The organism is Candidatus Halobonum tyrrellensis G22 (assembly GCF_000495475.1).
Classification (GTDB): domain Archaea; phylum Halobacteriota; class Halobacteria; order Halobacteriales; family Haloferacaceae; genus Halobonum; species Halobonum tyrrellense.
This window is the reverse complement of the sequence record NZ_ASGZ01000026.1, coordinates 31,875-45,041: the sequence shown is the minus strand read 5'-3', so window position 1 is coordinate 45,041 and position 13,167 is coordinate 31,875. Positions and strand designations below refer to the sequence as shown.

The 13,167-nt window shown below is 70.9% G+C and carries 14 protein-coding genes; 10 read left to right on the top strand and 4 right to left on the bottom strand.

Translation table 11 applies throughout. From position 1 onward, the window contains the following. Window positions 1-93: 93 nt before the first annotated feature. Window positions 94-726, bottom strand: coding sequence for a peptidase M50 (locus K933_RS07580; protein WP_023394116.1), 633 nt, complete (start codon window positions 724-726; stop codon window positions 94-96). Window positions 727-779: 53 nt separating this feature from the next. After that, on the bottom strand, window positions 780-2,552 hold the full coding sequence (locus K933_RS07575; protein WP_023394115.1) for a TraB/GumN family protein: 1,773 nt from the start codon (window positions 2,550-2,552) through the stop codon (window positions 780-782). Between the two features lie 211 nt (window positions 2,553-2,763). Between K933_RS07575 and K933_RS07570 the strand changes: the two genes are divergently transcribed. The 6 genes from K933_RS07570 to K933_RS07545 all read left to right on the top strand — a co-directional run bounded on the left by K933_RS07570 (window position 2,764) and on the right by K933_RS07545 (window position 8,444). Next, a complete protein-coding gene (locus tag K933_RS07570; protein ID WP_023394114.1) occupies window positions 2,764-3,222 on the top strand; it encodes a bifunctional nuclease family protein in 459 nt (152 codons plus the stop codon). Between the two features lie 151 nt (window positions 3,223-3,373). Next, on the top strand, window positions 3,374-4,285 hold the full coding sequence (locus tag K933_RS07565; protein ID WP_023394113.1) for an acetamidase/formamidase family protein: 912 nt from the start codon (window positions 3,374-3,376) through the stop codon (window positions 4,283-4,285). A 145-nt stretch (window positions 4,286-4,430) separates the two neighbouring features. After that, window positions 4,431-5,537: a branched-chain amino acid ABC transporter permease gene (locus tag K933_RS07560; protein WP_049947696.1), complete on the top strand. Its 1,107-nt coding sequence runs from the start codon at window positions 4,431-4,433 to the stop codon at window positions 5,535-5,537. Further along, complete coding sequence (locus K933_RS07555; RefSeq protein WP_023394111.1) at window positions 5,534-6,874, top strand: branched-chain amino acid ABC transporter permease; 1,341 nt, start codon at window positions 5,534-5,536, stop codon at window positions 6,872-6,874. Before K933_RS07560 ends, K933_RS07555 begins: the two co-directional genes overlap by 4 nt. Beyond that, window positions 6,871-7,743 (top strand): ABC transporter ATP-binding protein, encoded by an 873-nt coding sequence (locus tag K933_RS19225; protein WP_023394110.1) that lies wholly within the window; start codon window positions 6,871-6,873, stop codon window positions 7,741-7,743. The genes K933_RS07555 and K933_RS19225 overlap by 4 nt, the downstream gene beginning before the upstream one ends. Continuing rightward, window positions 7,740-8,444, top strand: coding sequence for an ABC transporter ATP-binding protein (locus K933_RS07545; protein ID WP_023394109.1), 705 nt, complete (start codon window positions 7,740-7,742; stop codon window positions 8,442-8,444). The genes K933_RS19225 and K933_RS07545 overlap by 4 nt, the downstream gene beginning before the upstream one ends. Window positions 8,445-8,570: 126 nt before the next feature. Here K933_RS07545 and K933_RS07540 read toward each other — a convergent pair whose 3' ends face one another. Beyond that, window positions 8,571-9,905, bottom strand: coding sequence for an ABC transporter substrate-binding protein (locus tag K933_RS07540; protein WP_049947694.1), 1,335 nt, complete (start codon window positions 9,903-9,905; stop codon window positions 8,571-8,573). 448 nt (window positions 9,906-10,353) lie between these two features. Between K933_RS07540 and K933_RS07535 the strand changes: the two genes are divergently transcribed. After that, window positions 10,354-10,794, top strand: coding sequence for an acyl-CoA thioesterase (locus K933_RS07535; RefSeq protein ID WP_049947701.1), 441 nt, complete (start codon window positions 10,354-10,356; stop codon window positions 10,792-10,794). A 162-nt stretch (window positions 10,795-10,956) separates the two neighbouring features. Next, window positions 10,957-11,127: a DUF1059 domain-containing protein gene (locus tag K933_RS17465; RefSeq protein WP_023394106.1), complete on the top strand. Its 171-nt coding sequence runs from the start codon at window positions 10,957-10,959 to the stop codon at window positions 11,125-11,127. A gap of 96 nt (window positions 11,128-11,223) precedes the next feature. Here K933_RS17465 and K933_RS07530 read toward each other — a convergent pair whose 3' ends face one another. Further along, window positions 11,224-12,390, bottom strand: a complete 1,167-nt coding sequence (locus tag K933_RS07530; protein WP_023394105.1) for a S1C family serine protease — start codon at window positions 12,388-12,390, stop codon at window positions 11,224-11,226. Between the two features lie 115 nt (window positions 12,391-12,505). On the opposite strand from K933_RS07530, the gene K933_RS07525 reads away from it, so the two are divergent. Beyond that, a complete protein-coding gene (locus K933_RS07525) occupies window positions 12,506-12,958 on the top strand; it encodes a hypothetical protein (RefSeq protein WP_023394104.1) in 453 nt (150 codons plus the stop codon). Window positions 12,959-13,021: 63 nt separating this feature from the next. Then, window positions 13,022-13,156, top strand: coding sequence for a DUF7128 family protein (locus tag K933_RS19215; protein ID WP_023394103.1), 135 nt, complete (start codon window positions 13,022-13,024; stop codon window positions 13,154-13,156). The last annotated feature ends 11 nt before the right edge of the window (window positions 13,157-13,167 follow it).

The following is a 13,167-nucleotide window of genomic DNA, read 5'->3' as shown; positions in this document are numbered from 1 at the left end:
CGCACACAGCTAGCGGCGAGCGGCGGGTTACACTTGTGGCCAGTTGCGGTGGAGCGGGTCGCATCGACCCCGCCACGCGCTCGCGCTCCCGGGTTACAGGCCGATCCGGAGGACGAACACCCCGACCGCCAGCCCCGCGGTGAGGAGGAAGCCGACCAGCCAGACGGGCGTACTCCATCCGCGGACGGTGTTGCCGTCGAGCGGGCCGAACGGGAGCATGTTGAACGCCGCGAGCAGGAGGTTGACCGCGAGCCCCCGCTCGCCGAGCAGCGTCACCAGCGACGAGTCGACGGCGACGCCCGCCACCGCCACGGGGAGGAACAGCCCCGCGAGCGCGACGTTCACGGCGGGACCCGCGAGCGCGATCAGTCCGTGTTCGCGCTCGGTGATCCGGCCGGCGTGGTGGACCGCGCCGGGCGCGGCGAACAGGAAGCCCGCGAGCGCCGACGCGACGGCGAGAAACAGCATGCCGTAGTCGGCGCGGAACGCCGCGCGCTGGCCGAACCGGACCGCGACCACCTTGTGTCCGAGTTCGTGCAGCAGGAAGCCGACGCCCGCGGTCAGCAGGCTGACGACGAGTATCGAGACGAGCGCGCCGTACTCGCCGGCGAGCAGCAGGCCGCCGACGACCTGTCCGCCGCCCGCGAAGAACAGCGCGAACGCGACGCCGAGCGCGAGCCACGCGACGAGGAGGTCGCGCACCTCCCGGCCGGAGAACGACAGCACGCCCGAGCCCGGGCCACCTCCGGCCCGTCCGCCCGCACCGCCGCGGCGCCGGCTCACGCCAGCCCCCGCAGGGTAGTCCAGAGGATGCGCGCGCTCTCGCGGGCGCCGTCGAGCATCAACTGGGTGACGCCCGCCTCGAACGACGAGAAGAACGCCGGGATCACGTACAGCAGGAACAGCGCGCTGGCGATGATGCTCCCGACGTTCGTCATGGCGACGACGACGATGAGCCGGAACAGCGGCACGTCGAGCATCTCCGAGACGATGTCGGAGACGGGCCGCGTCTCGTCGGAGAGGAGGGCGTTGAGCCGGCCGATGTCCGCGACGTTGACGGCCATGTGCCGGAGTTCGACGTAGCCCGTGAACCACCCCGGCGCGAGCAGCGGGTTGATCGAGGTCATCCACGCGACGGCGCCGCCGACCAGCGCCGAACTCCACCGCGCGCCCGCGAGTTTCGCCAGCCCGGCCGCGAGCACGCCGTTGACGAGGAACCACGCGCCGAACAGCGCGAGCAGTTGCTCGTTACGTACTCCTGCCATCGCCAGGAGGACGAACAGCCCGACGAAGCCGACCGAGACGCCGTACGCGACGATCTTCCCCCACGGGACGCCCGTCGACTCGGCCTGCCCGACGAGCGACTCCATCGGCGGGAGCGTCTCCGGACTCCGGAGGTACGACTCGATGCCCGCGCGGTGGCCCGCGCCGACGATGGCGACGACGCGCGCGCCCGACTCGCGGAGCGCGACCAGTCGGTGGGCGATGAACGCGTCGCGCTCGTCGATGAGCGCCTCCGCGCCGCCGGGCGACACCGTCCGGAACTCCTCCATCATCGCCGTCACCACGTCCGCGTCCGTGAGGTCGTCGGGGTCGAACCCCTCGTCCACCTCCTCGCCCTCGTCGGCGAACCCGACGCCGAGCGCGTCGGCCGCGACGGCCGCAACCCCGCCGACGCCGACGCCGACGGCCACGCCGACCGCGAGACTGCCGAGCGCGCCGAGGACGAACTCCGAGAGCAGCGACGCGAGCAGGTCGACGCCGACGCCCGTCCCGGCGACGCCCGCCGCGACGGCGAGCCCGACGCCCGCCGCGACCGCCAGTCGGGTCGTCGTGTCGGCGCCCGTCGCGGCCGCGTACGCGAGGTAGCCGGCCGCGCCGCCGACGACCCCGCCCGCGCCGACGGCCACGAGCAGCGGGGTGGTCAGCCCGACCGCGCCGCCGAACAGCCCGACCAGCGGGCCGAGCACCAAGCCGGCGACGACGCCGAACACGACGCCCGCGACCCGCGGGTCGGTGACCCCGAACGCGAGCGCGCCGCCCATCCTGAGCTTCTCGACGAGCGACAGCCGCGTCCAGAACCGCTGGATCGTGGTCTGGATGTCGCGGTCGACCAGCGCCACGTCGACACCGAGCGACTCCGCCGTCTCGACCGCCGCGAGCATCTCCGCGCCGGGTTCGATGTCGAACCGCTCGCCCATCCGCGCCTGGACGTACGACAGCATCCAGTAGGCGATGAACTGGAAGACGGTGTTCCCCCGGAGCAGGTCGCCCGCGTCCAGATCGTCGGGCGTCTCGCCCTTCATCTGCCGGTAGCGACCCTCGTCGAGTTCGACCGCGACCACGTCCGGGCGCTCCTCCTCGATGGTCTCGCGTACCTCGTCGACGCTCCGGTGGGAGACGTGTGCGGTGCCGACGACGCGGACGCTCCCCTCGCCGTCCCCGTCGGGTGTGACCGCCGCGGTCCCGCCGGAGGCGGAGTCGGGGCGCCGACCGGAGTCCGAGTCGGGATCGGAGTCCGTCGACCCCGACCCCGGCGGGTCGAAACTCACGCCGGCCGCCCCCCCGGGCGTCGGCCGCGCGTCGCGCGTACCATTGGCGGCGGGTTTTTCCCGCCCCCGTTTACGTGTGTCGGAGTGTGCCCCCGCGAGCGGTCGACGGCGGCGTGCGGTTCCGGGCGCCGGCGGTGCGAGGGTGGCTGGCGTCGCTCGCGCGCACGCGGCGCCGCGGTAGTTATTCGTAGCACCCCCTCGAAGCGGGGGCATGGACCACGAGGCGGACATCGCCGGCATCGGGGTTGGCGTCGGGCCGGACGGCGACGAGGTTCCCGCCGTCGTCCTCCGCGCGCGCGACGAGTACCTCCCCATCTTCGTCACGCGCGACCAGGCTCAGTCGATCCGGCTGGCGATGGACGGCGAACAGTTCGAACGGCCGCTGACGCACGACCTGCTCGTTGAAGTGCTCGTCGAGTTCGGCGGTGCGGTGGACTCCGTGCGGATCGACGACCTGACCGACGGGACGTTCTACGCGAAGGTCGACGCCGAGCGGTACGACGACGGCGAGCCGGAGACGTTCGTCTTCGACGCCCGGCCGAGCGACGCCATCGCGCTCGCGGCGCGGTTCGAGTGTCCGATCCGCGTGCTCGACGAGGTGCTCGACGCCGCCGGCCAGCCGCCGGAGACGGTCGAACTGGGCGACGACCCCGACGAGGAGTTCAGGTAGTCGGGGGACCGGGAGGCCAAAAGAGGGGACGCGGGCGACGACCGCGACCGGTTCCGAGTGGGTCGGTACGCCGAACGTACCCTCTCCCCCGCGTCGCGCCGAGACTGCCCCCACACGGGGGTTTTTGTGATCCGGGACCGCCCCGTCTCACATGTCACGCGAGACGGTCTCGTACACCGACGGCCACATCTACGAGTTCTCCCCCGACCTCGACCCGGTGTACACCGCGGCCGACGGCGAGTCGCTGACGTTCGAGACGATCGACAGCCTCAACAAGGAGATCCAGGAGGACGACGACCTCCTGGAGTCGATCCCCGAGGAGGTCAACGCCGCGACGGGGCCGGTCGCGGTCGAGGGTGCCGAACCCGGCGACGTGCTCGCGGTCGAAATCGAGTCGGTCGAGGTCAACGAGGACCGCGGCCGGGTCGTGACCGCGCCGGGGTTCGGCCTGCTCCAGGAGCACGACGACATCGAACACCCGTTCACGCGGATCACGCCGGTCGACGACGACGCGGACACGGTCGAGTTCGACGGGATCGACGTGCCGATCCGCCCCGTGATCGGGACGATCGGCGTGGCGACCGAGTCGGAGACGATCTCGACGCTCAGCCCGCACGACCACGGCGGCAACCTCGACACCACTGACATGACCGCGGGCACGACCGCGTACTTCCCGGTGTTCCAGGAGGGCGGACTGCTCGCGATGGGCGACTCGAAGGCCGCGATGGCCGACGGCGAGATGTGCGGGACGGGCGCCGAGATCGGGACCGACGTCGACGTGACCGTCTCGGTCGTGAAACAGCCGGAGCCGTCGATCGACCGCCCGCTGGTGCGAACGCCCGACGCGTGGAAGACGGTCGCGAGCGCCGACACGATGGAGGAGGCGGTCGAACTCGCGAACCGCGACCTGATCCGCCTGCTCGCGGCCGACCACGACATGAGCCCGACCGAGGCGTACACGTTCTCGAGTCTGGTCGGCGGGCTGGAGATCAGCCAGGTGGTCGACCCGCTCGTGACCGTCCGGAACGCCTGCCCCGCGGAGTACCTCTCGGTCCCGTTCTGAGATCCGGCCGGGGTCGAGGCGGTGTAGGTCAAGCGTGGACGGTGGACGGCCGGGAGGCGGGCGTGAGTGCGCCCGCGTTCGGGGGTCGCGCGTGAAAGATGCCCGCATGATCACCTATATACCGGCCATCGCACAACCCCCCCACGTGCTATCGTCTGTCGTCGACAGGGTACAGCGACGAACGCGGCTCGGGAAACACGGATGGGCGGTCCTGGGCGTGGCGTTCGGCGTCGTACTCCTCTTGGATCTGGTTCGCAGGCTGCTCAGCGGCGACCTCACGGTCGCGCTCCTGGTCGGCTACCTCTGGAACGGACTGACCTACGGGCTCGTGATCGGGCTCGCGGGCGTCGGGCTGTCGCTGACGTACGACTTACTCGAGTTCGCCAACTTCGCGCACGGCGACTACATCACCGTCTCCGCGTTCGTCGGCTGGGGGGCGGCGTACCTGATCGCCGGCTTCGGCCGGTTCGACCCCGGGTCGCTGTTCTTCCTCGGGGTCGGCGGGACGCTCTACCCGGGCGACGTGGGGGTCAGCGTGACCACCGCGCCGGTCGCGATCCTCGGCGGTCTCGTGGTCGCGGCGGCCGCGGGCGCGGTCGTCGCCGTGACTCTCGACCGGGTCGTCTACCGGTCGATGCGCGGGATGGACGCCATCTCGCTGCTGATCGCGTCGATCGGCGTGGCGTTCGTGCTGCGGTACCTCACGATATACGTCTTCACCCAGCAGGCGTTCGGGCTGACCGTGAGCGCGTGGACGTACGGCGTCGCGCTCCCCGGCGGGACGGTCAACGTCAGCGCGCCGACGCTGCTCCTCGTCGCGAGTTCGCTCGCCGCGATGGCGGGCGTCCACCTGCTGTTGACGCGGACCAAACTCGGGAAGGCGATGCGGGCGATGGCGGCCAACCGGTCGCTCGCGCGCGTGACCGGTATCCCCTCCGAGCGCGTGATTCTGGCCACGTGGCTGATCGGCGGCGCGCTCGCCGGCCTCGCGGGGTTCATGATCGCGCTACTCCAAGGCACGATCACCTACCAGATCGGGTGGACGCTCCTCCTGCTCGTGTTCGCGGGAGTGATCATGGGCGGGATCGGGTCGGTGTACGGCGCGATCGTCGGCGGGGTCCTGATCGGGCTGATCACCCGGGTCTCGCTCGTGTGGATCCCGGCGAGTTTTACCGAGGCGATGGGCTTTCTGATCATGATCCTGATCCTCCTGACCCGCCCGCAGGGGCTATTCGGGGGTGAGACGGCGTGAGCGACGACGCGACCGCGGGCGGTCCGGTCGAGGCCCGGCTGCCGGCGTGGGCCGCCGACTACTGGGCGAACGACCTGGTCAAGATCGGTGCGACGCTCGCGGCGGTGTACGCGGTCTACCTGGTGATCGGTGCGCTGTTGGGCTACGACCTCTCGGGACAGCTCAACTCGCTCCGCCGGCTGACGTTCCTGATCGTCCTCTACAGCATCGCCGCGCTCGTAGTCAACCTCCACTGGGGGTACAGCGGGCTGTTCAACATCGGCGTCGTCGGGTTCATGGCGACCGGCGTCTACACCACGACGATGCTCTCGCGGCCGCTCCAGGGTCAAAACCCCACGGGCACCCTCCCGGGGCTGGGGCTCCCGTTCCCGGTCGCGGTGGTCGGGGGCGTGCTCGCGGCCGCCGCCGTGGGGTACGTCGCGGCGCTCCCCTCGTTGCGCCTCCGCGACGACTACTTCGCGATCGTGACGCTCGCGTTCGCGGAGATCATCCGTATCACGGTCAAGGCGTCGGAGCTCCAGGAGTTCACCGTGTTCGGCGTCACGCTCGGCACCGGCGGCGGGCGGGGGATCCGGACGTACCCCAACCCGGTCGACGAGTTCTTCGCCGGTCCCGGCCAGCCCGTGGTCGAAGCCGTCTCGGCGCTCGGGGTCGACGGGTCGCTCGTCGCCGGGTGGGCGTTCGTTCTCGTGTTGGTGGTCCTGCTCGCGGGGGTCTACCTCCTGATCACCAGGCTCGCCGAGTCGCCGTTCGGTCGCGTGCTCAAGGCGATCCGCGACGACGAGCAGGCCACGCTCGGGCTCGCGAAGGACACCGCCTCGTTCAAGATCCGCGCGTTCATCGTCGGCTGTGCGGTGCTCGGCCTCCTGGGGATCGTCTGGCAGGGGAGCCAGGGCTACGTCTCGCCCAGCCTGTTCATCCCCCAACTCACGTTCTTCATCTGGATCGCGGTGATCGTCGGCGGCGCGGGGTCGAACACCGGCTCGATCGTGGGGACGATCCTGTTCGTCGGAGTCGTCTACCTGGGTCCCGACTACCTCCGGCGACTGGTCGAGGAGTACGTCTCGCTGTCGGGGTCGGTGCCGACGTTCCCGGGTGCGGTCGGCGCGCTCGCGGGCGGCGACCCCCAGGGTGTACTGTTGTACACGCTCGACCAGACCAGCACGCTCCGGGTCGTCCTCACGGGCGTGTTCCTGGTGTGGTTGCTCCGAACCAACCCCGACGGACTGTTCGGCGACCGTCGCGAGATCGCGTCGAGCATCGACCTCGAGGACCGGGTCGAGCGTCGACGGGCCCGCGGGGACGCCGACGGCCAGGAGGGGGGTGGTTCCGAGTGACCGCGTCAAGCGACGTGGACGCAACCGACGAGACGGAACTCGACGACGCGGACGCCGACGAGCGGGCGGCCGATCCCGACGCGACGGGACGACCCGCGGAGCCGCTGCTCGAAGTCGACTCGCTCACCAAGTCGTTCGGCGGGATCGACGCGCTCAACGGCGTCACGTTCGACGTAACGGCGGGGATGCTCACCGGCCTGATCGGCCCGAACGGCGCGGGCAAGTCGACCACGTTCAACGTGATAAGCGGCGTCTTCCCGCCCGACTCCGGCACCGTCCGCTTCGGCGGCGAGGACGTGACCGGGCTCGCGCCCAACGAGACCGCGAGCCGCGGGCTGGTGCGGACGTTCCAGATGGCGCGGGAGTTCCGGAACATGACCGTCCTCGAGAACCTGATGGTCGCGCCGAAAGCGCAGGTCGGCGAGACCGCGTGGCGGTCGGTCCTCCCCGGCGCCCGCGGGGCGGTCAGCGACCAGGAGGAGGAGGTGTTCGAACGGGCGTGGTCGATGCTGGAGTTCTTCGACATCGACCACCTCGCACTCGAGAACGCCGGCAACCTCTCGGGTGGGCAGCGCAAACTGCTCGAACTCGCGCGCGCGCTGATGCTCGACCCCGAGATGCTGCTGCTCGACGAGCCGTTCGCGGGCGTCAACCCCTCGCTGGAGTCGAAGCTCCTCGAACGGATCGAGACGCTCCGCGACCGGGGACAGACGTTCCTCTTGGTCGAACACGACATGGACCTCATCATGGAACACTGCGAGCGGGTGATCGTGATGCACCAGGGGAGAACGCTCGTGACGGGGACGCCGGAGGAGGTCCAGTCACAGGAGGAGGTCGTCGAGGCCTACCTCGGGGGGAACGTCGCGTGAGCCTCCTGACCGTCGACTCGCTCGACGCCGGCTACGGCGAACTCCAGATCCTCTACGACGTCGACCTGTTCGTCGACGACGCCGAGTACGTCACGGTCGTCGGCCCGAACGGCGCGGGCAAGTCGACCGTGATGAAGTCGGTGTTCGGGCTCACGACCTACATGGGCGGGTCGATAGAGTACCAGGGGGTCGAGATATCCGGGCTCGACCCCGAGGAGATCATCCACGAGGGGGTCGGCTACGTCCCCCAGACCGACAACGTGTTCGCGCCGCTGTCGGTGCGCGAGAACCTCGAGATGGGCGCGTACATCCGCGACTCGGTGCCCGAGGCGGCGTTCGAGCAGGTGTACGACCGGTTCCCCATCCTGCGTGAACGCGCCGACCAGGAGGCCGGAACGCTCTCGGGCGGCCAACGCCAGATGCTCGCGATGGGCCGGGCGCTGATGCTCGACCCCGACCTGCTGTTGCTCGACGAGCCCTCGGCGGGGCTCGCCCCCGACCTGGTCGACGAGATGTTCGACCGGATCGACCGGATCACCGACGCGGGGACCGCGGTGCTCATGGTCGAACAGAACGCGAAGGAGGCGCTCCGACGGTGCGACCGGGGGTACGTCCTGGTCAACGGGCGGAACCGCTACGTGGACAGCGGCGAGGCGCTGCTCGACGACGAGCAGGTCCGACGCGACTTCCTCGGCGGGTAGGTGCCCGCCGACGACCCGTCGACGCGGCCGGCGAACGCCGGACGGACGAGCGGAGCGGGGAGGCGAAACGGAGGACGATCCCCGGGTCGGGACCCGGTGGACCCGAGCCCGTCGGTCCGGTTCCGATCAGTTCGAACCGGGGTTGAGCGCCTGTTCCTGATTGACGTCGACCACGTCGAGTCGGTTGATCCCGGTCTCGGTGTCCTCGGTGAACTCCCAGATCTCGTACGACCCGCTCTGGAGGTCGCCGTTCTCGTCGAAGTCGACGTTGCTGGCCGCGCCGAGGTACTGGATCTCCTCGCCGTTGGCGGCCATCTCGACGCCCTCGGCGAGGTTGTCGAGCGTGACCTCCGTCCCCCCCGGGTTGGCGACCGCGTTCATCTGTCCGGCGACCGCCTGACCGTCGTTCTCGCCGGCCGCGGCGTTCGCGAGCAGCGTGATCGCCGAGGCGTCGTACGTCTGAGCCGTAAACGCCGACGCGGGGTTGCCGTACTCCTCTTGGAACGCGGAGGTGAACGCGTCGTAGGTGGGGCCCGCAGCGGCGGGCATCGTCCCGACGGCCTCCTCCATCGGGTTGCCGACCCGCTTCGAGAGCGTCGGGTCCTTGGTCCCGTCGGTCAGCATCAGCGGCCGGCCGGTGTCGTGGTCGGCGTAGTAGTCGCGGAACAGTTGGACCGCGCTCTGGGGGTAGCTGACCACCACGAACAGGTCGGGGTCGTCCGCGAGCGCGGTCTGGAGCTTCGAACTGTACGACGACTGGACCGGGTCGTGAACGACCTGGTTCTGGACCGTCCCGCCGAACGTCTGCTCGAAGTGGTCGGCGAACCACTGCGAGAGGAGTTGACCGTAGTCGTCGTTGATGTAGGTGGTCGCGGCCGTCTCGACCCCGTCGAGTCGCTCGGACGCCGCCTGCGCCATCGCGAACCCCTGATACTGGTCGCCGGGGGTGGTCCGGAAGAACAGGCCGTCGTCTTCGAACGTGCTCAGCGTCGGGAGCGTGTTCGACGGCGAGCACGCGAGCATCCCCTTCGGGACGAACACGCGATTGCCGATCTCGATGTTCGACGTGGCCGCACCCACCATCATCGGATAGCCCGCGTTGGCCAGCGCGTTCGCGCCGTCGATCGCCGCCGGCACCGTGGTCTCGGTGTCCTCCTCTTGGGTGTCGACCGAGATGGCGATGTCGGCCTCGTTGACCTGGTCGGCCGCCATCGTACCCGCGTTCCGCATCGGCGTACCGAGCGACCCGAGGTCGCCGGTCAGCGGGAGGAGGTACCCCTGTTTGATCGTCCGGCTCGACGCCCCCGAGTCGCCGGACGCCGTCCCGGCCGTGGTCCCGCCGGAGTCGCCCCCGTCCGACCCCCCGGAGCCGCCCGAACAGCCGGCGATGGCGGCCGTCCCGGCCACCGTAGTCGCCTTCAGAATACTCCGCCGCGTCACACGCTCGTGTCGGTTCGACATTGGTTCACACCCATCGACCACGCGCTGTTAAGCATTCTGGATCGGTTCTTCGGGTCGTCAGGTGAGACCCGATATCCGTGATCGTGTGTCGACAGCGGGGCGAACGAGACGCCGACCGGGACCGCGGTAGTTCGCCGGCGGACCCACGCGTGCCGCTCCCCTTCGGCCGCCCGCCGCTATCGGGGCCGTCGGTGACCGGTGGGGTCTCGCCCGCGACGTGTGACTCGATCGGCCCCGCGGGGGCGCGTCGAGGTGCCCGCGGTGATCGCACTCGAAGCCGAGCGAGTGAGGGACCCGACGAACGCGCGGACCGGACCGGGAGTCGTCCGGGCCAACCGAACGCCATTCGTACTCCCCCGCACAACGGCCGGCCGTGACCGACGACACGCACGACACCGACGACACCGGCGACACCGAAGCGGTCGCGCTCGCGGAGTCGTACACGGAGATGACCGAACTCCTCCTCCCGAACCACACCAACAACCTCGGCCGGGCGCTCGGGGGCGCGGTGCTCAACTGGATGGACATCTGCGGCGCCATTGCCGCGATGCGGTTCTCCTCGCGGCAGTGCGTCACCGCGTCGATGGACCACGTCGACTTCATCTCGCCCATCGACATCGGCGAGGTGGTCGTCGTCGAGGCGTACGTGTTCAACACCGGGCGGACCAGCCTCGACGTGAAGGTGGACGTGCGCGCGGAGGACCCGACGACCGGCGAGGAGCGCAAGACCACCACGTCGTTCCTCACGTTCGTCGCGCTCGACGAGTCGGGGTCGCCCACGACGGTGCCGAAGGTGGCGTCGCCCTCCGACGACGAGGAACACCTCCGCGAGGAGGCCGTCGAGAAGCGGCGGTCCCAGTCGGAGGCCGTCGCCGAGCGGTTCTGCTGAGTCGGCGCGCGGGCGGGAGCGCGCCGGCCGCGACGGGCGCACCGACCGCGACGGGCGCGGCAGGCGCGGCGGAACCGGCGGACTGACCCCTTAGTGACCGGAAGCCGTTCAGTATGCGCCGCGAGATCTCGTTACTATCTCGCTCGGGCGAGTGGGAGGCGCATGGCGAAACAGGTCAGCTGTCGCGAGATGGGGATCGACTGCGAGTTTCTGGTCCGCGACGGTGACGAGGCGGAGTTGGTCGACTTCGTCAAGCGCCACGCGGCGAACGTCCACGACATGGAGCTGTCGGACCAGGACGTCCGCGACGTGATGCGCGAGGCCGACCGCTGACCCGACCGGGGCGGGGACCCAGAACGCGACCGCCCGGGCGTCGCGGCGGCCGCCGGCGGTGGGGGAGGCGGGCGGCCCGGCCGTCGACCGCCTCGGCTAGGCGTCGGGCGCGGGTCGCTCGCCGAGTTCGAGCGAGACGGTCCGCCGGCGCCCGCCCCGACGGACGGTCAGCGACACCGTCTCGCCGGGCGCGGTGTCGAGCGCGAGGACGTTCGAGAGGTCCGCCTGCGTCTCCACCTCGGTGCCCGCGATGGCGACTATCACGTCGCCGCCGGTCGGCACCTCGACGCCGTTCACCGTCTCCGACCCGGTCGCGCCGCGGAGCACGCCCGCCGCGGGACCGCCGGCGACGACGTCCGTGACGACGACGCCGCCCACGTCGGCGGCCCCGTACGCCTCCGCGACCGTCGGCGACACCTCCAGCAGCCGGACGCCCACGTACGGGTGGGCGTACGCGCCGTCGGCCGCGAGCGCGGGGACCACCCGGCGGGCGAGGGCGGCGGAGATGGCGAACCCGAGGTTCTCGCCGCCCGCGGAGCTGACCACGCCGGCCACGCGGCCGTCGCGCGTGACCAGCGGGCCGCCGGAGTTGCCCGGGTTGAGCGCGGCGTCCGTCTGGACCGCGTCGGCGATGAGGAAGTCGTTGGGCGCCGGGAGCAGGCGGTCGACGCCGCTCACGATCCCTTCGGAGGCGGAGCCGGCGTAGCCGTACGGCGACCCGATGGCGAGTACGTCCGTCCCGACCGCGGGTTCGGGGTCGGCGTCGACGAACGCCAGCGGGTCGGGGTCGCCCGGGCGAGCCGCCGGGTCGAGCACCGCGAGGTCGCTGTAGGGGTCGGTGCCGACGACCGCGGCGTCGGCCCACTCGTTGCCGTGAAACCGGAGTTTCACCTCCGTCGCCCCGGCCACGACGTGGTCGTTGGTCACGACGACGCCGCCGTCGTGGACGAACCCCGACCCGCTCCCGGCCAGGCCCGTCTCGTCGTACACCAAGACGCCGACGACCGAGGGGACGACCCGCTCGTACACCGCGGCCGCCGCGGAGGTGAGACCCGGCGCGTCCGCGCTCGCGGTGCCGCCGGCGGTCCCGCTCGCGTCGTTTGCACTGCTCGCGCCGTTCGCGTCCGCGGGGTCTCCCGCGTCGTCTAGGTCCCCCGCGTCGGGCGCCCGCCCCGGCGCGCCCGAACTCCCGAGCGAGAGACAACCCCCCAGTCCCGCGACGGTCGCCGACGCCGCCGCGAGAACGGCCCGTCGTGTTGGCATACTCCCTGCTACGCGCCCGCTCGGATAACAGTACTGCGCCCCGGCGGGGTCGCATGCCGACCGCCGTCGGCCCCGACGCGCGAGGGTTTTTGCCGTCGGCAGCCGACGACCGTCCATGGGACTCGACGCCGACCCGCCGGAGCCGCCGACGCTCGACGCGGTCGACCCGAGCGAGTACGACGACACGGAGGTGGCGGGCGACGAGTACCACCGCGCGGACCTCGAACGGTTCCTCCGCGAGGGGGCGTGGGCGGAGGCGTTCGAGCGGTGGGCCGCCGACGCCGAGGTGGACGGGACCGAGTGGGGTATCGTGACCGACCTCGGCCTGACCGCCCGGTTCGACTTCTTCTGGGACGACTTCGCCGACCGCGTGGGGTATCACGCCCCGGGCATCCCGGAGGACTGGAAGGAGCGCGACCTCCACCCCGCCCTGGAGTCGTGGGCGCAGGTGTCGGCGATCAACGCCGGACTGACCGAGTTCGGCCGGATCGTCTGTGAGGTGTTGAAAGAGGAGTACGTCGACTGGGAGAGCGAGTTCGAGGCGCCCGACGACCTCCCCGACTTCTGAGCCGGGTCCCGCGCCGCTCGACCCCCCGGTATCGATTTACGGCCGCGGGACAGATCCACACGCATGGTCACGGAGACGGCCCGGGACGACGCGACCTGGTACGAGTGTGAGGCGTGCGGCCTCCTCTTCGACGACCGCGAGGACGCCCGTCGACACGAGGAGAACTGCGACGCGGAGGATCCTACCTACCTCCAGTGAGCGGGTCGTGA

Bases quoted from the DNA above. Each gene is read 5' to 3' on its own strand.
- K933_RS07525 (WP_023394104.1), top strand. From the start codon at position 12,506: ATGGGACTCGACGCCGACCCGCCGGAGCCGCCGACGCTCGACGCGGTC.
- K933_RS19215 (WP_023394103.1), top strand. From the start codon at position 13,022: ATGGTCACGGAGACGGCCCGGGACGACGCGACCTGGTACGAGTGTGAG.
- K933_RS07540 (WP_049947694.1), bottom strand. From the start codon at position 9,905: ATGTCGAACCGACACGAGCGTGTGACGCGGCGGAGTATTCTGAAGGCG.
- K933_RS07535 (WP_049947701.1), top strand. From the start codon at position 10,354: ATGACCGAACTCCTCCTCCCGAACCACACCAACAACCTCGGCCGGGCG.
- K933_RS07530 (WP_023394105.1), bottom strand. From the start codon at position 12,390: ATGCCAACACGACGGGCCGTTCTCGCGGCGGCGTCGGCGACCGTCGCG.
- K933_RS07570 (WP_023394114.1), top strand. From the start codon at position 2,764: ATGGACCACGAGGCGGACATCGCCGGCATCGGGGTTGGCGTCGGGCCG.
- K933_RS07565 (WP_023394113.1), top strand. From the start codon at position 3,374: ATGTCACGCGAGACGGTCTCGTACACCGACGGCCACATCTACGAGTTC.
- K933_RS17465 (WP_023394106.1), top strand. From the start codon at position 10,957: ATGGCGAAACAGGTCAGCTGTCGCGAGATGGGGATCGACTGCGAGTTT.